Below are 20,156 nucleotides of genomic sequence, written 5' to 3'. Positions count from 1 at the left end.
GCGTACAGGCGGAGGGCTTTCTCTCGGAGATGCGCGGGGTGCATTCTCGAATCCTCGAGGAGGGGTACGACACTTTGGCTCCGCCGGGACCGCGCTTGTCACCACTTCGGGCCGATGAACTCGTCCAGCCGGGCCACCGCCTCGCGGCGCGCCACCGACAGCATGTTGCGCCGGCACATCCGCCAGTTGACGCCGAGACGGTCCAGAGATTGCTGGCACAGCCGCATGATGTCGGCCGATTCGTTCGAGAAGCAGTAGCGCGGATATGTGTAGACCTTCTGGCCGCGCGTTATTCGGTTGGAAACACGGCAGCCATCGGAGTGAAATAGGCCGCGCAGGAATGATCCGCCGTTCGCGTCGATCATCGGCTGCTGCCAGGCGGCCAGATAGATGGGCCGTTCGTGTTTGTGCCCGGGGCCGTGCTGCGGGAAAAGGCACGGCCAATGGTTCGAATAACTCTGCACGCCGACGCAGCCCGTCTTCTGGACCCGCTGGACGTTCTTGGCGAGCACGGCGAGCATCGCCGCCTCGCACTCCTCGATCAAACCGGGCCAGGCGTCCGCGCAGTAGACACGGAGCACCGGGACCTTCGCTCTGGTCACCAGATGGCCGTCGCCAAGGTAGAGGCCGAGAAGATAGGCGTAGGCGCCTTGATCGTCGGGATCACGCGCGGGCCGGGCGCAACGAGGGCAGCGCACGTCGGCGTCGAGTTCGGCGCGGTGGCGCGCGCGTTCACCGTAGAACCAGTGTCCGACGGTGGATCGCGACAATCCGAGGGCGCGGCAGATTTCGCCGAACGGAACTTCTTCGGCACGCATTCTCAGGGCTCGCTCGCGTTTCTGCGGCGGATGCATGACCCTTATTATCGAACAGGGGTACGACGTTATGGTGTCCCCGGTGGGATTCGAACCCACACTGTATGGATTTTGAGTCCATTGCCTGCTGCCGATTGGGCTACGGGGACAGGCGCCTGTGCGTTGGCGATGAGATGGTCACGCCGTGCTGAGCTAGGGACAGCCTACCCACTACGCTTAGGGCGGCGACACCCGCATACCGGGGTGTCGTGTCTTCGGATCGTTGGGGGTAGGAGTTCTGTGGCCGACTCGCAGGCTGGTGCCGAGCGCAAGCGGGTGTTGATCGCCGAGGACGAGGCCCTCATCCGGCTCGATCTCGCCGAGATGCTCGTGGAGGAGGGCTACGACGTCGTCGGCGAGGCCGGTGACGGGGAGACCGCCGTGCGCCTGGCCGAGGAGCTTCGGCCTGATCTCGTCATTCTGGACATCAAGATGCCGATCATGGATGGGCTGGCCGCCGCCGAGCGGATCGCCGGCGGGCGGATCGCCCCGGTGGTCATTCTGACGGCGTTCAGCCAGCGTGATCTCGTCGAGCGGGCCCGTGCCGCGGGCGCCATGGCGTACCTGGTCAAGCCTTTCCAGAAGTCCGACCTCGTGCCGGCCATCGAGATCGCCCTGTCGCGGTACTCGGAGATCGCCGCCCTGGAGTCCGAGGTGGCGGGTCTGACCGACCGTCTCGAGACGCGCAAGTCGGTGGAGCGGGCCAAGGGCGAGCTGATGACGAAGTACCAGATGACCGAGCCGCAGGCGTTCAAGTGGATTCAGCGCACCGCGATGGACCACCGGATGACGATGCGTGAGGTGGCCGACCGGATCCTGGCGGAGGGTCAGGAGGCCGGCGAGGCCGAGGTCCCCGAAAGTTGATCTTTCGGGTACTGCGGTTGTAACACCTCCTCCGACTGAGGCGTCACGAGACGTAACGGTTCGATGAAAGCCCGATCGAAGTCTTTTGGCAGCCCGGGAACCTGGGATAGCGTCCCGGCCCATAACGGGGCACGGCGTGGTTGCGTCGGTACGCAAGTGCCAATCGGCCGCCAGTGGCTCGGTGGGTTCGGTATGGAGGAGGGTTCCAACCTTGAGGCAGTCTCTCGCACGAGCCATCGGCGGCGTGGCTATGGTCGGCCTTCTTTTGGGCGCGGCGGCCTGTGCCAGCGATGACGACGGAGGCGACTCGACGGACGCGGCTGCCTGTGGCAGCAAGATCGCGTTCTTCGGCGCCCTGACCGGCGGTAACGCGCAGCTCGGCATCAACATCCGCGACGGCGCGAAGCTCGCCGTCGACCAATACAACAAGGCCAACGCCGACTGCAAGGTCGAGCTGGTCGAGAAGGACTCGGCGGGTGACCCGGCGCAGGCGTCCGGCCTCGCGACGTCCGTCGTTCAGGACGCCAAGATCCTCGGTGTGGTCGGCCCCGCCTTCTCGGGTGAGTCCAAGGTGGCCAACCCGATCATGAGCAAGGAAGGCGTCGTGATCATCACGCCGTCGGCGACCAACCCGGCGCTGGCGGACCAGGGTGACAAGACGTTCCACCGCGCTCTGGGCAACGACGCTTCGCAGGGTCCTGGCCTGGCGCTTTACATGAAGGACGTCATGAAGGTCCAGAAGACCTTCGTGGTGGACGACGCTTCGGAGTACGGCAAGGGCCTCGCCGACCAGGTGAAGAAGACGCTGGGCTCGGTCGTGACGGCGAACGCCGTGGTCAAGGAGCAGCAGACCGACTTCGGCGCGCTGGTCACCCAGATCAACAGCTCGGGCGCCGACTCGATCTTCTGGGGCGGTTACTACCGTGAGGCCGCGCCGTTCCTGAAGCAGTACCGCGACGCGGGCGGCAAGGCGAAGTTCGTCGCCGGCGACGGTGTGAAGGACCAGGCGTTCGTCGACGGCGCCGGTGCCGCCAACGCCGAGGGCGCGATCCTGACCTGCCCGTGTGTTCCGCCGGAGAAGGCGGGCGGCACGTTCGCGGCCGACTACAAGGCCGCTGTCGGCCGTGACGCCGGCACGTACAGCGCGGAGGCCTTCGACGCCGCGAACATCCTGCTGGCGGGCATCAAGGCGGGCAACTCGACCCGGGAGAAGCTGGAGACCTTCGTCGACGGCTACACCGGCCAGGGCGTGACCACCAGCTTCAAGTTCCAGGAGAACGGCGAGATCGACCCGTCCGCGGTGGCGATCTGGGCGTACAAGGTCGCGGGCGGCAAGATCGTGGCCGACCAGGAGGCGCCGAAGAGCTGACCTTGACGGGTCTTCTCTGACGGTTTGTTTGAGCTGCGAAACGTGCGGTCGGGAGCTCTGGCTCTCGGCCGCACGTCCTGTATGACTTTCCCTTGCTGGAGTCGCGTTGAACTTTGAATTCCTGGGCGACAACTTCATGTCGCTCACCGTGACGGGACTGACGCAGGGCGCCATCTATGCCCTGGTCGCTCTCGGTTACACGTTGGTCTACGGCGTTCTGCGCCTGATCAACTTCGCTCATTCCGAAGTCTTCATGATCGGCACGTTCGTTACCACGATCGTCTGGGCCGGCCTGGGCTTCGGTGTGGGGGCGTCGGCTCCGGGCACCTTCGGGGTGCTGGGACTGATCGCGCTGGCGGTCGTGGCGGCCGGCGCGGCGTCGGGTGGTACCGCGTTGATCGTGGAGCGGGTGGCCTACCGGCCGTTGCGCAAGCGTAACGCGCCCAGCCTGATCTTCCTGATCAGCGCGATCGGTGCCTCGGTGGCCCTGTTCGAGCTGGTGGGTGCGATCACGGACCGGCAGCCGCGGGGCATGCCGAGTCTCGTACAGCCGAAGGTGCAGTTCACGATCTTCGGCGCGGACGTCACCAACCTGCAGATCGGCATCATCCTGAGCGCGCTCGCGATGCTCGCCGGCCTGGACATCTTCATCAACCGCACCCGGCTCGGCCGTGGCGTGCGGGCGGTGGCGCAGAACCCGGACGTGGCCGCCCTGATGGGCGTCAACAAGGACCGCGTCATCATGCTGATCTTCGTGCTGGGCGGCATGATGGCCGGCGCGGCGTCGGTGCTCTACGACGTCAAGGTCGGCATCACGACGTACTCGGTGGGCTTCCTGATCGGTATCAAGGCGTTCACCGCGGCGGTGCTGGGCGGTATCGGCAACCTGCGCGGCGCCCTGCTGGGCGGCCTGCTGCTGGGCGTGGTGGAGAACTACGGCGCCGGTGTGTTCGGCAACGAGTGGATGGACGTCGTCGCCTTCGTGATGCTCGTGGTCGTGTTGCTGTTCCGCCCGACGGGCCTGTTGGGTGAGTCTCTGGGGAGGGCCCGGGCATGATGGCTGTTCTCGATTCCGCGCGGAAGGCCGACGAAGGCCGGGTCCGCGCGGTCACCGGCCTGCGGGACCGGTGGGCGAACCTTCCGTACGGCTGGCGGATCTCGGTCCTTTTCGCTTTCATCATTTTCCTGTACGCGTTGCCGGGCCTCGAAATCCCGCTGATCAGCACCCCGGACACGGACTTCACCTCGGTGCTGTTCCTCTGCGCGGTGTACGTGCTGGTCGCGGTCGGCCTGAACGTCGTGATCGGACTCGCCGGCCTGCTCGACCTGGGCTACATCGGCTTCTACGCGGTCGGCGCCTACACGGTGGCGATCCTCGGCTCGCCGAACTCGCCGGTCGTGATCCAGTTCCCGTGGGTGGTGTGCGTCCCGATCGCGATCGCGGTGACCATGGTGTCCGGCGTGATCCTGGGCTGGCCGACGCTGCGCCTGCGCGGCGACTATCTCGCGATCGTGACGCTCGGCTTCGGTGAGATCATCCGGGTGTTCGCGCTGAACTCCGACATCACCAACGGCAACCGGGGCATCACCGGCGTGCCGGTGCCCTCGGAGGGCACGTGGCCGGAGTGGATGGATTGGTTCCCGGGCATCACCGCGGGCCGGCCGATCTTCAGTGTGTCCAACGTGATCGGCTTCTACTGGCTGGCGCTGACCCTGGTCTTCATCTGCATGCTGGGCGTGCGGCGGCTGGAGCGCAGCCGGGTCGGCCGGTCGTGGCTGGCGATCCGTGAGGACGAGGACGCGGCCGAGGTCATGGGCGTGCCGACGTTCAAGTACAAGCTGTGGGCGTTCGCGATCGGCGCGGCGCTGGGCGGCCTGTCGGGTGCGCTGTTCTTCAGCAAGCAGACGTTCATCAACGCGCAGGGCTTCGACCTGTTCACGTCGATCCTGTGGGTGGCCGCGGTGGTCATCGGCGGCGCCGGCAACCAGTTGGGTGTGGCGCTGGGCGCGATCCTGCTGGCCTATCTGCCGGAGCGGTTCCGCGAGTTCGCCGACTACCGGCTGCTGATCTTCGGTGTCGCCCTGATCGTCATGACGATCTTCCGGCCGCAGGGTCTGCTGCCCAGCCGCCGGCGCAAGGTCGAGCTGGAGGACCGGGCTAAGGAAGGTGCCGTCGGTGAGTGAGCGCAACAATCTGCTCGAGGTCGACAACGTCACGATCCGCTTCGGCGGTGTGACGGCCCTGGACGGGGTGGACTTCTCCGTCAAGGAGGGCGAGATCCTCGGCCTGATCGGCCCGAACGGCGCCGGCAAGACGACCTGCTTCAACGCCGTCACCGGCGTGGTCAAGCCGACCAGCGGCGCTATCCGGTTCCGCGGCAAGACCCTGGTGGGCCAGCAGCGGCACAAGATCACCCGGCTCGGCATCGCGCGGACGTTCCAGAACATCCGGTTGTTCCCGGAGATGACGGCGCTGGAGAACGTGCAGGTCGGCGCCGACGCCCGGCACAAGACCAGTGTGGTCGGCGCGCTGTTTCGCACCTGGCGGGTGCCGGTCAAGCCGCACGAGCTGGTCGAGGTCGACGCCAAGAGCGGCTTCGGACGGGCGGTGCAGCAGGTACGCCGTACGGGACAGCGGATCTTCGGTTTGTCCCGGCACACCCTCGAGGAGCGGGCGGCCAAGGAGAAGGCGACCGAGCTGCTGAAGCTGGTCGGCATCGAGCACCGGGCCGGCGAGCTGGCCCGGAGCCTGGCCTACGGCGAGCAGCGCCGCCTGGAGATCGCGCGGGCGCTGGCCACCGAGCCGGGTCTGCTCTGCCTGGACGAGCCGGCCGCCGGCTTCAACCCGGCCGAGAAGGAGTCCCTGCTCGAGCTGATCCGCAAGATCCGCGACACCGGGGTCACGGTGCTGCTCATCGAGCACGACATGCGCCTGGTCATGGGCGTCACCGACCGGATCGTCGTGCTGGAGTTCGGCAAGAAGATCGCCGAGGGGACGCCGGCCGAGGTGCGGGAGAACCCGGCGGTCATCGCCGCCTATCTGGGAGTGCCGACCGATGCTGCTTGAGCTGGACAACGTCACGGTGTCGTACGGGCGCATCGAGGCCCTGCACGGCATCAGCCTGACCGTGGGCGAGGGCGAGATCGTCGCGCTGATCGGCGCGAACGGCGCCGGCAAGTCGACCACGATGCGCGCCATCTCGGGTTTGCGCCCCGTCGGCCAGGGCAAGATCCACTTTGATGGGCAGGACATCACCAAGATGCGGGCCGACCTGCGGGTCATCCGCGGGGTCTCGCAGTCGCCGGAGGGCCGGGGCATCTTCCCCGGCATGACCGTGCGGGAGAACCTGGAGATGGGCGCGTACACGCGCCGGGTCCGCGCCGAGGTCGACGAGGACCTCCAGCGGGCGTTCGACCTGTTCCCGCGCCTGAAGGAGCGGGAGAAGCAGGCCGGCGGCACGCTGTCCGGCGGTGAGCAGCAGATGCTCGCCGTGGGCCGCGCGCTGATGAGCCGGCCGAAGCTGCTGCTGCTCGACGAGCCCTCGATGGGCCTGGCGCCGATGCTGATCCAGCAGATCTTCGACATCATCGTGGAGATCAACCAACAGGGCACGACCGTGCTGCTGGTGGAGCAGAATGCGCAGCAGGCCCTGTCGCGCGCGCACCGCGCGTACGTCTTGGAGACCGGGCGGATCGTCAAGGAGGGCTCCGGCAACGACCTCCTGACCGATCCCGCGGTCAAGGACGCTTACCTCGGCGTCGCGTAACACCCCTTTCTGGACGACTAGGAGTCATCATGTTCCGCACCCCCTCAGGCCGCCGGGCGATCCTCGGCCTGGCCGCCGCGGCGGCGCTGACGTTGTCGATGGGCGCCTGCGGCTCGGAGTCCGACGACTCCGGCTCGAGCGGCGCCCCGGCGCCCACCGCCTCCGCCGACACCTCGCTGGCCGACAAGGTTCCGGCCGACATCAAGAGCGCCGGCAAGCTGGTCATCGGCACCGACTCGTCGTACGCGCCCAACGAGTACCTGGACAGCGACGGCAAGACGGTCATCGGCTTCGACGTCGACCTGTTCAACGCGGTCGCGCAGAAGCTGGGCCTGACCACCGAGTGGCAGTCGGCGACGTTCGACAGCATCATCCCGGGTGTCAGCAGCGACAAGTACGCCGTCGGCGTCTCGTCGTTCACGATCAATAAGGACCGGCTCAAGGAGGTCAACATGATCTCCTACTTCTCGGCCGGCACCCAGTGGGCGGCCAAGAAGGGCGCCACGATCGACCCGAACGACGTCTGCGGCAAGAAGATCGCCGTGCAGACCGCGACCGTGCAGGTCGACGACCTGAACGCGCGCTCGAAGAAGTGCACCGACGCCGGCAAGGCCAAGATCACGATCGACCAGTACCAGAAGCAGTCGGACGCGACGAACGCCGTCAACACCGGCAAGGACGAGGCCATGCTGGCCGACTCCCCGATCGTGGCGTACGCGGTGAAGCAGACCAACGGCACGCTTGAGCTGGTCGGCGACATCTACGACTCGGCGCCGTACGGCTACGTGGTGGCCAAGGACCAGACCGAGTTCGCGGGGGTCATCGGCGACGCCGTCAAGGCGCTGATCGCCGACGGCACGTACAAGACGATCCTCGACAAGTGGGGCGTCACGGCGGGTGCCGTCACCACCGCCGAAGTGAACCCGTCGGTCTGATCCGCCGCACATGAGCGACCAGACAACCACCGAGCGGGCACGGCCGGAACCGATCAAGGCCGTGCCCGTCCGGCACCCCGGGCGCTGGGTGACGATCGCGGTCCTCGCGGTGCTCGCCGCGATGTTCGTGCACCTGCTGGTCACGAACGACAACTTCCGCTGGTCGTTCATCTTCTCGTCCTATGAGGACGGCAAGCGCGGGGTCATGTTCACCGGGCCGGTCCTCGAGGGCCTGCGCGGCACCCTGCTGCTGACCGTCACGTCGATGGCGATCGGCATCGGGCTCGGCGTCGTCCTGGCCGTCATGCGGCTGTCGCCGAACAAGATCCTGTCGTCGGTGGCGTTCGTCTACACCTGGTTCTTCCGGGCCGTGCCGCGCCTGATCCTGGCGATCCTGTTCGGCAACCTGAACATCCTGTGGAGCCGGGTCGGCTTCGGCCTGCCGTTCGACAAGCAGATCGGCGACCTGTTCGGCATCGACAACTTCAACGGGCAGTTCTACAGCATCCGGGCGGCCGACCTGCTGGCCGGATTCGTGGCCGGCATGCTGGCGCTCGGGTTGTCCGAGGCCGCGTACATGGCCGAAATCGTCCGTGCCGGTCTTCAGTCCGTCGATCAAGGACAGAGCGAGGCCGCGGTCGCGCTCGGCATGTCCCGCTTCCAGGTGCTGCGGCGCATCGTGCTGCCGCAGGCCATGCGGGTGATCGTGCCGCCGACCGGCAACGAGACCATCGCGATGGTCAAGGACACGTCATTGGTGGCGTACGTCCCGGTCGCCGGCGAGCTCTGGTTCCAGCTGAACGCGGTCTCGGCCCGGACCTTCGTGGTGTTCCCGGTCCTGGTGGCCGCCGTGATCTGGTATCTGATCATCTGCACCGTCCTGATGATCGGCCAGTTCTTCCTGGAACGGCACTACGGCAAGGGGTACGGCGCGGTCGGCAAGGCCAAGCAGCGGCTGCGTGACATCGAGGTCGAACAAGGCGGGCGTATCGTCGACTCCCGGGAGGGATCATGACTTCCGAGATGGTGCGCGCCGACAACGTGCACAAGTCGTTCGGCTCGCTCGAGGTGCTCAAGGGCATCGACCTGGTCGTCAACTCGGGCGAGGTGTGCTGCGTGCTCGGCCCGTCCGGCTCGGGCAAGTCGACGTTCCTGCGCTGCATCAACCACCTCGAGAAGATCAACGCCGGCCGCATCACGGTCGACGGCGACCTGATCGGCTATCGCGAGCGCGGCGGCAAGCTGCACGAGCTCGGCGAGAAGGACGTGGCCCGGCAGCGCCGCTCGATCGGCATGGTCTTCCAGCGCTTCAACCTGTTCCCGCACATGACGGTGCTCCAGAACGTCATGGAGGCGCCGTGCCGGGTCAAGAGCGAGAACAAGGCGGAGGTACGGGACAGGGCACGCGCCCTGCTCGACCGGGTGGGCCTGAGCGAGAAGACCGAGTCCTATCCCGGGCAGCTCTCGGGCGGCCAGCAGCAGCGCGTGGCCATCGCCCGCGCCCTGGCCATGCGGCCGAAACTGATGCTGTTCGACGAGCCGACCAGTGCGCTCGACCCGGAGCTGGTCGGTGAGGTCCTCGACGTGATGAAGGACCTGGCCCGGGACGGGATGACCATGGTCGTGGTCACCCACGAGATCGGCTTCGCCCGCGAGGTCGGCGACAAGCTGATCTTCATGGACGGCGGCGTCGTCGTGGAGGAGGGCGCCCCGCGGGACGTCATCGCGAATCCGCAGCACGAGCGAACCAGGGCATTTCTGAGCAAGGTGCTTTAAGCAGGCGGGGTGGTCCGGGTTTCTGTCGTACCCCACGACTAGAGTTCTCCGACGTGAGCGACGACGCCCAGACCCCCCGTTTGCTGCTGCTCGACGGCCACTCGCTGGCCTACCGTGCCTTCCACGCGCTGCCCAAGGAAAACTTCAGCACCCAGACCGGGCAGCACACGAACGCGGTCTTCGGCTTCACCTCGATGCTGATCAACATGTTGCGCGACGAGAAGCCGACGCACATCGTGGTCGCCTTCGACGTCTCGCGCGTCTCCTTCCGCACCGAGAGATACCCGGAGTACAAGGCCGGCCGCTCGGCCACGCCGCCCGAGTTCCAGGGCCAGGTCAGCCTGGTCAAGGAGATCCTCGACGCGCTGCGCATCCCCTATGTCGAGAAACCCGGCTTCGAGGCCGACGACGTCATCGCCACCCTCGCCTGCGAGGCCCGCGACGCCGGCATGGAGGTGCTGATCTCCTCCGGCGACCGGGACGCCCTGCAGCTGGTCGACGAGCACACCACCGTCCTCTACCCGAGCCGCGGCGTCTCCGAGGTCTGGCGGATGACACCCGCCCTGGTCGAGGAGAAGCAGCTCGTGCCGCCCCACCTCTACCGCGACAAGGCTGCCCTGGTCGGCGAGACCAGCGACAACCTGATCGGTGTCCCCGGCGTCGGTCCGAAGACGGCGGCCAAGTGGATCACCGAGTTCGGCGGCATCGAGGGCGTCGTCGCCAACGCTGACAAGATCAAGGGCAAGGCCGGCGACAACCTGCGGGCCCACCTGTCCTCGGTGATGCTCAACTACGAGCTCAACGCCCTGCGCAAAGACCTCGAGCTTCCGCTGCACCCGCAGGACGTGCGCTGGCCGGGCTGGGACCGCGAGGCCGTGCACCAGGTCTTCGACGCGCTCGAGTTCCGGGTGCTGCGCGAGCGCCTCTACAGCTACCTCGAGGCCGTCGAGCCCGAGGCCGAGTCCGGCTTCGACATCGAGGCCCGGGTGTTGCGGGCGGGCGAGGTGGCCGCCTGGCTGACCGCGCACGCGCAGGCCGCGCCCGTCGGCGTCGCCGTCACCGGCACGTTCGGCCGCGGCACGGGCACGCTGACCGGCATCGCGGTCGCGACCGGCGACGGGCCGGCGGCCTGGTTCGATCCGGCCGCCCTGGACGAGGCCGACGAGCAGGCCGTGGCCCTCTGGCTGGCCGACCCCGACCGGCCCAAGGTCGTGCACGACGCCAAGCCGGCCTCGCTGGCCATGCGCGCGCACGGCTGGCGCCTGGGCGGCGTCCGGATCGACACGGCGCTGGCGGCCTACCTGGCCAAGCCCGACCAGCGGGCGTACGACCTGACCGACCTGGCCCTGCGCTACCTCAAGCGCGAGCTGCGGGTCGAGGAGCCCCAGACCGGTCAGCTCGACCTGCTGGCCGGCGTGGGCGAGGAGGGCGGCGCCGAGGAGACCGTCATGCTGCGGGCCCGGGCCACCCTCGACCTGGCCGACGTGCTGACCGAGGAGCTGTCGCGCGACGGCGGCGAGTCGCAGGCCCTGCTGACCGACGTCGAGCAGCCGCTCTCCGAGGTGCTGGGCGAGATGGAGCACCTCGGCATCGCCGCCGACACCGAATACCTCTCCGAGCTCGAGGCGCACTTCGCGGCCGAGGTCAAGGCCGCGCAGCAGGCGGCGCACGAGGTGGTCGGCCGGGAGTTCAACCTCGGCTCACCCAAGCAGCTCCAGCAGATCCTGTTCGAGGAGCGGGGCCTGCCCAAGACCAAGAAGATCAAGTCGGGGTACACGACCGACGCCGACGCGCTTCAGAACCTCTTCACGCAGACCGAGGACCCGCTGCTGGCCCACCTGCTGCGCCACCGCGACGTGGCCAAGCTCAAGTCGACAGTCGACGGCCTGCTCAAGTCGGTCTCCGACGACGGGCGCATCCACACGACGTTCAACCAGACCGTCGCCGCCACCGGCCGCCTGTCGTCGACCGACCCCAACCTGCAGAACATCCCGATCCGCACCGAGGAGGGCCGGCGCATCCGCCGCGCGTTCGTGGTCGGCGCGGGCTTCGAGTCGCTCATGACGGCCGACTACAGCCAGATCGAGATGCGCATCATGGCCCACCTCTCCGAGGACGAGGCCCTGATCGCCGCCTTCAACTCGGCCTTCGACTTCCACGCGGCCACCGCGTCCTCGGTCTTCCACGTCCCGGTCGAGGAGGTCGTCCCCGACCAGCGCCGCAAGATCAAGGCCATGAACTACGGCTTGGCGTACGGCCTGAGCGCGTTCGGCCTGTCCAACCAGCTCACCATCCCGGTCGAAGAGGCCCGCGGCCTGATGGAGGAGTACTTCGAGCGCTTCGGCGGCATCCGCGACTACCTCGACAAGGTGGTGCGGCAGGCCGGCAAGGACGGCTACACGGCCACCATCCTGGGCCGCCGCCGCTACCTGCCCGACCTGTCCAGCGACAACCGCCAGCGCCGCGAGATGGCCGAGCGGATGGCCCTGAACGCACCCATCCAGGGCTCGGCCGCCGACATCATCAAGGTCGCCATGCTCCGCGTCGACAAGGCCATCCGCGAGTCCGGCCTCGCGTCCCGCATGCTCCTTCAGGTCCACGACGAGCTCGTCTTCGACGTGGCCCCCGGCGAGCGCGAGCCCTTGGAGGCCCTGGTCCGCCGCGAGATGGGCAACGCATACCCGCTGTCGGTCCCGCTCGAGGTCTCCGTCGGCTCCGGCCGCGACTGGAACGGCGCCGACCACTAGCCGGCGCCGCGCGGCTCACGTGCCGGCGTCGGGCTCCTCGTTCGGCGCCGGGCGGTCGTTTGCCGGGCGGCGGGCGCTGAGCGCGCCGAAGACCGGTCCGGCGGCGAGCGCGCCGGCGGCGAAGGCCAGGAACCACCACCAGAAGCCGTCCCCGCCCGCCGATGCCGCGCGGACCGCCACCACGGCGAGCCCGCCCACCGGCAGCGCCACGGCCAACGGCACGGCGGCGGCCGCCGGCCGGCGGGCGATCCCGATCGCCAGCGGCACCAGCAACGGCAGATAGCCGAGCAGGAAGAGCGTGCGCACCTGCTGCTGGAAGAAGAGCGCCCAGGCACCGGCCAGGGCCGCACCCAGCGCCACCGCCGCCAGCGTCTGCACCGCCATGAAGAGCGCACCCGCCCGGGGTGGCTCCGGCGCGCCGTCACCGTCGGGCTCGCCCATGCCGAGCCACATCCCGGTCACTTGGAGCAGCTCCCGCACCGCCGCCCGAACGCCTCCGCTGATCATGCCGGCCAGCCTAGGCCGACGGCGCCACGGCGCCGGGTCGCCGCGGAGAGTGAGAGGATCACGACCGCGTGTGGTTGCGGGCGCGTGGAAGTGTGTGGCTCATGACGAGCCAGATGACGGGGGCGGCGACGTTGGGGCGGGGGCCGCTCGACGCCGCGCAGGCTGACGCGTACGCGCCGATGTTCAAGGCGCTGGGCGATCCGGTGCGGCTGCGGCTGCTGTCGATGATCGCCTCGGCCCGGGGCGGTGAGGTCTGCGTCTGTGATCTCACCGGGGCTTTCCACCTGACCGGGCCGACGATCTCGCACCACCTCAAGGTGCTGCGGGAGGCCGGCCTGGTGGACAGCGACCGCCGCGGCACCTGGGTCTATTACCGGATGATCCCGGCCGCCCTGGCCGTGCTGGGCGGCCTGCTCGACGCCGCGGTCCTGACGGGCTGACCCTCGGCTACTTCTTCAGCGGGTCGTGGCCCCAGTTCATCAGCGAATAGCGCCACTTCGTCTCCGACACGTCCCCGGACGGGCGCTGGGCCTGATGACGGTGCACGTAGCCGACGACCTTGCGCATGTGCGCCTCGTCGTTCTCCGACAGGTCGGCCTTCTTCTTGCCGAGGATCTTGACGATCTTGCGGCCGGAGTCGTGGCCGACCGACTCGCCGCCGGACGACGGCTTCTGGCCGACCTCACGGGACTCGTCGGTCTGAAGCCACTTCTCGATCTCGCCGGCGGTCATGTTCACCGCCGACTTGAACTCGGCATAAACGTCGTCAGCCATGGTGCAGCGCGCCCGGCTTGTGAACCGCCTCGCGGCCGGTCTTGTCGCTCTTGACCTTGTACTGGGGATCGTCGGGGGACGCGTCGACCGTCCGGCCCGCGGCCGAGGTGCGCTTGGTGATCTTCTGTTCGACCTTGCCGTGCACGGTCTCGCCGTGGCTGCGCCAGGTCACCTCGTCGCCCTTTTTCGGATCTTTGGTCATGTACGGCCAGGTACCCCCGCAGCGAGCCGGCTAACAAAGATCGCGGTTCCCGGGAACAACCGCCCCCGCAGCGGGCTCCACTGGCCCCAGGTCTCCTCGTTGTCGGCCGGCCACTCCGGCTCGACCAGGTCGCGCAGCTCGAACCCGGCCGCCACCAACTCCCGTACACGATCGCCGAGGGTCCGGTGTTGCTCGATGTAGGTGACCTCGCCCGACTCGTCCCGCTCCACGTACGGTGTCCGGTCGAAGTACGAGTTACGGGCGATCAGGCCACTCTCGTCCGGCTCGTCCCAGAAGATCCAGCGCATCGGGTGGGTGACCGAGAAGACCCAGTCGCCGCCCGGCTTGAGCACCCGCGCCACCTCGCGCATGGCCGCCGCCGAGTCGGCCACGAACGGGATCGCCCCGAAGGCGGTGCAGACGATGTCGAATACGCTCTCCGCGAACGGCAGCGCCAGCGCGTCCGCTTGCACCAGGGGCACACTCACCCCCGTACGGCCGGCGGCCGCCCTCGCATGCCGCAACATTCCCGCCGAGAGATCGAGGGCGACCACCTCCGCGCCCTGCCCGTCGAGCCACCGGGCGCCCGCCGCGGCGCCGGCGCCGAGCTCCAGGATCCGCTTGCCGCGCACGTCGCCGAGCAGGTGGGCGTCGGCCTCGCGCAGCCCCTCGGGGCACCACACGAAGTCGAGATCGCCCAGGAAGGAGCCGTGCTCGGCCTGGTACTCGTCGGCGTCGGAGTCCCACCATCCGCGGCTGGCGCGGCGGCTCTCGTCGTCCGAGACGCCGGAGACGGGTGCGTTTTCGATCACCGCGCCACGGTACGGCAGCGCGCGCCGCCGTCACTATTCGGCATATTAGGGTCATGGCGTGGGGTTTCGGGCCAACAATATGCCGCGCTCCTCAGGAGGGCTTGCAACCTGTGGTAATGCGCACGGTAAGCTAGTCGATGCGCTCGCGGATCGTGTGCCTCGGCAGGGAGCAGGTTCCGTGGTCGCCGGTCCCGACATGATCGACTGGTCGTCATCTGGTTGCTCGTGCCGTGCCCGGCGGCAGTTCCGTGGAGCGCGAGAGACACCACGACACCCATCCGTTCGGAGCAACAGTCCACATGACGAGCAGCATCGAGGCCACCTCGAGCGCCAACAAGGTCACCGTCGACGATCTCGGCTCTGAGGAAGCTTTCCTCGCCGCCATCGACGAGACCATCAAGTACTTCAACGACGGCGACATTGTCGAAGGCACCGTCGTCAAGGTCGATCGGGACGAGGTCCTGCTCGACATCGGCTACAAGACCGAGGGTGTCATCCCCTCGCGCGAGTTGTCGATCAAGCATGACGTGGACCCCGCGGAAGTGGTGTCGGTCGGTGACCACATCGAAGCCCTCGTCCTCACCAAGGAGGACAAGGAAGGCCGTCTGATCCTCTCGAAGAAGCGTGCGCAGTACGAGCGCGCGTGGGGCACCATCGAGAAGATCAAGGAGGACGACGGCGTCGTCCGCGGTTCGGTCATCGAGGTCGTCAAGGGTGGTCTCATCCTCGACATCGGCCTCCGTGGCTTCCTGCCGGCCTCCCTGGTCGAGATGCGCCGCGTCCGTGACCTGCAGCCCTATGTCGGCCGCGAGCTCGAGGCGAAGATCATCGAGCTGGACAAGAACCGCAACAACGTGGTCCTGTCCCGCCGCGCCTGGCTCGAGCAGACGCAGTCCGAGGTTCGCACCGAGTTCCTCAACAAGCTGCAGAAGGGCCAGGTCCGCAAGGGCGTCGTGTCCTCGATCGTCAACTTCGGCGCCTTCGTCGACCTGGGCGGCGTGGACGGCCTCGTGCACGTCTCCGAGCTCTCCTGGAAGCACATCGACCACCCGTCCGAGGTTGTCGAGGTCGGCCAGGAGGTCGAGGTCGAGGTGCTCGACGTCGACCTGGACCGTGAGCGCGTCTCCCTGTCGCTGAAGGCGACGCAGGAGGACCCGTGGCGCCAGTTCGCCCGGACCCACGCGATCAACCAGATCGTGCCGGGCAAGGTCACCAAGCTGGTTCCGTTCGGCGCCTTCGTCCGGGTGGACGACGGCATCGAGGGCCTGGTGCACATCTCCGAGCTGGCCGAGCGTCACGTCGAGCTGCCCGAGCAGGTCGTCCAGGTGGGTTCGGACGTCCTGGTCAAGGTCATCGACATCGACCTCGAGCGTCGCCGCATCTCGCTGTCGCTCAAGCAGGCCAACGAGAACTTCGTGGAGGGCGAGGAGCACTTCGACCCCACCCTCTACGGCATGGCCGCCACGTACGACAACGAGGGCAACTACATCTACCCGGAGGGCTTCGACCCCGAGACGGGCGAGTGGCTCGAGGGCTTCGACAAGCAGCGCGAGGCCTGGGAGAAGCAGTACGCCGACGCGCGCGAGCGCTGGGAGGCCCACACCAAGCAGGTGCAGGCGTCCCGCGAGGCCGACGCCGAGGCCGCGCTCAACCCGGCTCCGGCCGGCGCGGGCACGACCACGTCGTCCTCGTCCACCAGCTCCTCCTCGTCGAGCTCGTCGGCCCCGGCGCGTTCGTCCGAGGAGCCCGCGGGCACCCTGGCCACCGACGAGGCCCTCGCCGCTCTGCGCGAGAAGCTCGCCGGCGGCAAGAGCTGACCTCAGCTCTGACCCCAGCAGCACGCTGAAGGCCGTCCCGACTCCGGTCGGGGCGGCCTTTCGCCGTCTGGGTCCCGGCGACGATACTGGGCTCGTGCTGAGGGTGGGACTGACCGGCGGGATCGGTGCGGGCAAGAGCGCGGTGGCGCGGCGGCTCGCGCGCCACGGGGCGATCATCATCGATTCCGACGTGCTGGCCCGCGAGGTGGTCGAGCCGGGCACGCCCGGCCTGGCCGAGGTGGTGACGGCGTTCGGCGCCGGCGTGCTGACGGCCGACGGCGCGCTCGACCGGCCGGCCCTGGCCGCAAAGGTCTTCGGCGACGACGAGGCCCGGCGCCGGCTGGAAAAGATCATTCATCCGCTCGTAAGGGCGAGAGCCGCGCAGTTGCACGCGGAGGCCGGCCCGGAAGCGATCGTCGTCAACGACATCCCGCTGCTGGTCGAGACCGGCCAGACCTCCTCGTTCCACCTGGTCGTCGTCGTGGAGGCGCCCCGCGAGTCGCGCGTGCGGCGCCTCGTGCAGACCCGCGGGATGACCGAGGAGCAGGCCGGCGCGCGCATCGCCGCGCAGGCCGCGGACGATCAGCGCCGGGCCGCGGCCGACGTCCTGCTGATCAACGACGGCACCCTCGAAGCGCTGAACTCCCAGGTGGACGCGCTTGTCCGGCAGCGTCTTCAGCCGTACGAGCGGAACGTGCGCACGGGCACCTCGGCCCGGCCCCCACGCGATCTGCACATCGCCGGCCCCGACCCGCAGTGGCCGGCCGCCGCCGAGCGGATCATGGCGCGGATCCGGCACGCCCTGCGCGACCACCCGGAGACCACGGTGTCGCACATCGGCTCGACCGCGGTGCCGGAGCTGCCGGCGAAGGACATCATCGACCTCATGCTGGCCGTGCGGACCCTCGACGAGGCCGACCACCTGGCCGGCGTGCTCGGCGCGGCCGGGCTGCCGCGGCGCGCGGGGGAGTGGGCCGACAACGCGCGCGGCCTGCCCGGCGAGACCTGGCCCAAGCGGCTGCACGGCTCGGCCGATCCCGGGCGGCCGGTCAACCTGCACGTCCGGGTGGCCGGGTCGCCCGGCTGGCGGTTCGCCCTGCTCATGCGCGATCACCTGCGCTCGGTGCCGGAGGCCCGCGAGGGCTATGCGGCGGCCAAGGCGGCGTGGGCCTCGGAGCACAAAGACCGTTTCACGTACGGCGAGGCGAAGGAACCCTGGTTCGACGAGGAGGCCCTGGCCGCCGACGAGTGGGCCGAGGCGACCGGATGGCAGCCGCCTGCCTTCCGCCTCTGATCGCCCGGCCGGCTCTGATTATTAGGCGCTCGCGGCGGCCGGTCTGCGCTGAGCGCGACCGCCGTGGGTGCGCGCGCCGGATGACCGGGGCGCATCGACCACGGGCCGGACGAGGGGACCGTGTGGTGGTCCCGCCCGATGCCGGTGGGCCGCCGCGAGCGGCCTACCCGACCAGGCTAAGTGACACGCGCAACAGCAACAATGCCGTCCGGTGGGGCTGAATGTGCACCCTCCGCACGAGGGTTCGCGGGCGGCCGGACCTGTCGGCCGAAACTTGTCGTACCCCCGACGTACGGTTGTCCCCATGGCGCTCGACATCCCACGACTCGACGGCCGATTCGAGGTCGTCAGCGAATTCCAGCCCGCCGGCGACCAGCCCGCGGCCATCGCTGAGCTGGAGCGACGGGTCCGCCGCGGCGACCGCAACACGGTCCTGCTCGGCGCGACCGGCACGGGCAAGAGCGCCACGTCGGCCTGGCTGATCGAGAAGCTGCAACGGCCGGCGCTGGTGATGGCTCCGAACAAGACCCTGTGCGCCCAGCTCGCCAAGGAGCTGCGCGAGCTCCTTCCGAACAACGCCGTCGAATACTTCGTCAGCTACTACGACTACTACCAGCCCGAGGCGTACATCGCACAGACCGACACCTACATCGAGAAGGACTCGTCGGTCAACGAGGAGGTCGAGCGGCTGCGCCACTCGGCCACGATGTCGCTGCTCACCCGGCGCGACACGATCGTGGTGGCGACGGTCTCGGCGATCTACGGCCTGGGCACCCCGCAGGAATACCTGGAGCGCGCGGTCAAGGTCAAGGTCGGCGGCGAGATCGACCGCGACCAGCTGCTGCGCCGGCTGGTCGACATTCAGTACGCGCGCAACGACATGTCCTTCCAGCGCGGCACGTTCCGGGTCCGGGGCGACACCCTCGAGATCATCCCGGCCTACGAGGAGCTGGCCGTCCGCGTCGAGCTGTTCGGCGACGAGGTCGAGAAGCTCTACTACCTGCACCCGCTGACCGGCGACATCGTGCGCGAGGTCGACGAGCTGGTCATCTTCCCGGCCACCCACTACGTGGCCGGTCCCGAGCGCATGGAGCGGGCCATCCGCGACATCGAGGCCGAGCTGGAGGAGCGGCTGGCCGAGCTCGACCGGCAGGGCAAGCTGCTCGAGTCGCAGCGGCTGCGCATGCGCACGACGTACGACATCGAGATGATGCGCCAGGTCGGCTTCTGCAACGGCATCGAAAACTACTCGATGCACATGGACGGCCGCTCGCCCGGCGAGCCTTCGTACACGTTGCTCGACTACTTCCCCGACGACTTCATCACCATCCTCGACGAGTCGCACGTGACGATTCCGCAGATCGGCGGCATGTACGAGGGGGACGCCTCCCGCAAGCGCATCCTCATCGAGCACGGCTTCCGGCTGCCCAGCGCCGCCGACAACCGGCCGTTGCGCTTCGACGAGTTCCTCGAGCGCGTCGGCCAGATGGTCTTCCTGTCGGCCACTCCCGGCCCGTGGGAGATGCAGGAGGCCCAGGGCGAGTTCGTCGAGCAGGTCATCCGCCCCACCGGCCTGGTCGACCCGCAGGTCGTGGTCAAGCCGACCAAGGGCCAGATCGACGATCTCATGCACGAGATCAAGCTGCGGACCGAGCGCGACGAGCGGGTCCTGGTGACGACCCTGACCAAGAAGATGGCCGAGGACCTCACCGACTACCTGCTGGAGAACGGCATCCGGGTGCGCTACCTGCACTCCGAGGTCGACACGCTGCGCCGGGTCGAGCTGCTCAAGGAGCTGCGCAAGGGCGACTACGACGTGCTGGTCGGCATCAACCTGCTCCGTGAGGGCCTCGACCTGCCCGAGGTGTCGCTGGTGGCGATCCTCGACGCCGACAAGGAGGGCTTCCTGCGCAGCGGCCGGTCACTGATCCAGACCATCGGCCGTGCCGCCCGCAACGTGTCGGGCGAGGTCCACATGTACGCGGACAAGATGACGCCGTCGATGCGCGACGCCATCGAGGAGACCGACCGGCGCCGGGCCAAGCAGATCGCCCACAACGAGGCGAACGGCATCAAGCCGCAGGCCCTGCGCAAAAAGATCCACGACATCCTCGACGACATCTACCGCGAGGCCGAGGACACCGACGCCACGGTCAACCCGATGGTGGGCGGCGCCGGCCGGCAGATGTCGCGCGGCAAGGCCCCGGTCCCCGAGACCCGCTCGAAAGCTCGCGGCGCCGCGGCCGCCCCGGCCCGCGAGGGCATGGCCCGCACCGAGCTGGCCCAGCTCATCCAGGACCTGAACGAGCAGATGCTGGCCGCGGCCCGCGAGTTGCAGTTCGAGCTGGCCGCCCGCATCCGCGACGAGATGGGCGAGCTGAAGAAGGAGTTGCGAGGCATGGACGCCGCCGGCGTCAAATAGTGGTCGATGTCTCCCG

19 protein-coding genes and 1 tRNA gene are annotated in these 20,156 nt (G+C 68.5%); 14 read left to right on the top strand and 6 right to left on the bottom strand.

The features are described from left to right. Positions 1-98: 98 nt before the first annotated feature. Positions 99-854, bottom strand: a complete 756-nt coding sequence (locus tag CRP55_RS24635; protein ID WP_097322488.1) for an LAGLIDADG family homing endonuclease — start codon at positions 852-854, stop codon at positions 99-101. Between the two features lie 32 nt (positions 855-886). Beyond that, positions 887-964 (bottom strand) — tRNA-Leu (locus CRP55_RS24630). A 130-nt stretch (positions 965-1,094) separates the two neighbouring features. Between CRP55_RS24630 and CRP55_RS24625 the strand changes: the two genes are divergently transcribed. The 10 genes from CRP55_RS24625 (at position 1,095) to polA (ending at position 12,312) form a co-directional block, all read left to right on the top strand. Further along, on the top strand, positions 1,095-1,718 hold the full coding sequence (locus CRP55_RS24625; protein WP_097322487.1) for an ANTAR domain-containing response regulator: 624 nt from the start codon (positions 1,095-1,097) through the stop codon (positions 1,716-1,718). Between the two features lie 211 nt (positions 1,719-1,929). After that, a complete protein-coding gene (locus CRP55_RS24620) occupies positions 1,930-3,087 on the top strand; it encodes a branched-chain amino acid ABC transporter substrate-binding protein (RefSeq protein WP_097322486.1) in 1,158 nt (385 codons plus the stop codon). Between the two features lie 106 nt (positions 3,088-3,193). Then, a complete protein-coding gene (locus tag CRP55_RS24615) occupies positions 3,194-4,144 on the top strand; it encodes a branched-chain amino acid ABC transporter permease (protein WP_438865816.1) in 951 nt (316 codons plus the stop codon). Further along, entirely contained in the window at positions 4,144-5,271 is a 1,128-nt protein-coding gene (locus CRP55_RS24610; RefSeq protein ID WP_097322485.1) for a branched-chain amino acid ABC transporter permease, read from the top strand. The genes CRP55_RS24615 and CRP55_RS24610 overlap by 1 nt, the downstream gene beginning before the upstream one ends. Beyond that, entirely contained in the window at positions 5,264-6,154 is an 891-nt protein-coding gene (locus CRP55_RS24605) for an ABC transporter ATP-binding protein (RefSeq protein ID WP_179855324.1), read from the top strand. Before CRP55_RS24610 ends, CRP55_RS24605 begins: the two co-directional genes overlap by 8 nt. Continuing rightward, positions 6,144-6,854 (top strand): ABC transporter ATP-binding protein, encoded by a 711-nt coding sequence (locus CRP55_RS24600; RefSeq protein ID WP_097322483.1) that lies wholly within the window; start codon positions 6,144-6,146, stop codon positions 6,852-6,854. The genes CRP55_RS24605 and CRP55_RS24600 overlap by 11 nt, the downstream gene beginning before the upstream one ends. 29 nt (positions 6,855-6,883) lie before the next feature. Further along, positions 6,884-7,789, top strand: a complete 906-nt coding sequence (locus CRP55_RS24595; protein ID WP_097322482.1) for an ABC transporter substrate-binding protein — start codon at positions 6,884-6,886, stop codon at positions 7,787-7,789. Between the two features lie 10 nt (positions 7,790-7,799). Continuing rightward, on the top strand, positions 7,800-8,804 hold the full coding sequence (locus CRP55_RS24590; protein ID WP_097322481.1) for an amino acid ABC transporter permease: 1,005 nt from the start codon (positions 7,800-7,802) through the stop codon (positions 8,802-8,804). Then, the gene (locus tag CRP55_RS24585) at positions 8,801-9,565 is read left to right on the top strand and encodes an amino acid ABC transporter ATP-binding protein (RefSeq protein ID WP_097322480.1); all 765 of its coding nucleotides are present in this window, start codon (positions 8,801-8,803) and stop codon (positions 9,563-9,565) included. Before CRP55_RS24590 ends, CRP55_RS24585 begins: the two co-directional genes overlap by 4 nt. Positions 9,566-9,618: 53 nt before the next feature. Then, positions 9,619-12,312: a DNA polymerase I gene (gene polA, locus CRP55_RS24580; protein ID WP_097322479.1), complete on the top strand. Its 2,694-nt coding sequence runs from the start codon at positions 9,619-9,621 to the stop codon at positions 12,310-12,312. A 15-nt stretch (positions 12,313-12,327) separates the two neighbouring features. Here the strand turns inward: polA and CRP55_RS24575 are convergent, their stop codons facing one another. Next, positions 12,328-12,819 carry a hypothetical protein gene (locus CRP55_RS24575; protein ID WP_143234860.1) on the bottom strand — a complete coding sequence of 164 codons (492 nt, stop codon included), beginning with the start codon at positions 12,817-12,819 and terminating at the stop codon, positions 12,328-12,330. A gap of 101 nt (positions 12,820-12,920) precedes the next feature. Between CRP55_RS24575 and CRP55_RS24570 the strand changes: the two genes are divergently transcribed. After that, on the top strand, positions 12,921-13,259 hold the full coding sequence (locus CRP55_RS24570) for an ArsR/SmtB family transcription factor (RefSeq protein WP_438865815.1): 339 nt from the start codon (positions 12,921-12,923) through the stop codon (positions 13,257-13,259). A gap of 7 nt (positions 13,260-13,266) precedes the next feature. Here CRP55_RS24570 and CRP55_RS24565 read toward each other — a convergent pair whose 3' ends face one another. From CRP55_RS24565 to CRP55_RS24555, 3 genes are read right to left on the bottom strand one after another with little or no spacing between them, the layout of a single operon-like run. Next, positions 13,267-13,593, bottom strand: coding sequence for a DUF3140 domain-containing protein (locus CRP55_RS24565; RefSeq protein ID WP_097322477.1), 327 nt, complete (start codon positions 13,591-13,593; stop codon positions 13,267-13,269). Next, entirely contained in the window at positions 13,586-13,795 is a 210-nt protein-coding gene (locus CRP55_RS24560) for a hypervirulence associated TUDOR domain-containing protein (protein ID WP_097322476.1), read from the bottom strand. Before CRP55_RS24560 ends, CRP55_RS24565 begins: the two co-directional genes overlap by 8 nt. Next, positions 13,792-14,607 carry a class I SAM-dependent methyltransferase gene (locus CRP55_RS24555; RefSeq protein ID WP_097322475.1) on the bottom strand — a complete coding sequence of 272 codons (816 nt, stop codon included), beginning with the start codon at positions 14,605-14,607 and terminating at the stop codon, positions 13,792-13,794. The genes CRP55_RS24560 and CRP55_RS24555 overlap by 4 nt, the downstream gene beginning before the upstream one ends. Positions 14,608-14,906: 299 nt before the next feature. Here CRP55_RS24555 and rpsA point away from each other — a divergent pair, with 299 nt between their 5' ends. The 3 genes from rpsA (at position 14,907) to uvrB (ending at position 20,140) form a co-directional block, all read left to right on the top strand. After that, positions 14,907-16,424, top strand: coding sequence for a 30S ribosomal protein S1 (rpsA, locus tag CRP55_RS24550; protein WP_097322474.1), 1,518 nt, complete (start codon positions 14,907-14,909; stop codon positions 16,422-16,424). Between the two features lie 94 nt (positions 16,425-16,518). Continuing rightward, complete coding sequence (gene coaE, locus CRP55_RS24545; protein ID WP_097322473.1) at positions 16,519-17,718, top strand: dephospho-CoA kinase; 1,200 nt, start codon at positions 16,519-16,521, stop codon at positions 17,716-17,718. A gap of 304 nt (positions 17,719-18,022) precedes the next feature. After that, a complete protein-coding gene (gene uvrB, locus CRP55_RS24540; protein ID WP_097322472.1) occupies positions 18,023-20,140 on the top strand; it encodes an excinuclease ABC subunit UvrB in 2,118 nt (705 codons plus the stop codon). Positions 20,141-20,156: the final 16 nt, after the last annotated feature.

This window comes from Paractinoplanes atraurantiacus (assembly GCF_900215205.1).
Classification (GTDB): domain Bacteria; phylum Actinomycetota; class Actinomycetes; order Mycobacteriales; family Micromonosporaceae; genus Actinoplanes; species Actinoplanes atraurantiacus.
The sequence above is the reverse complement of the archived record's forward strand: the minus strand, read 5'-3'. Positions and strand labels throughout refer to the sequence as shown.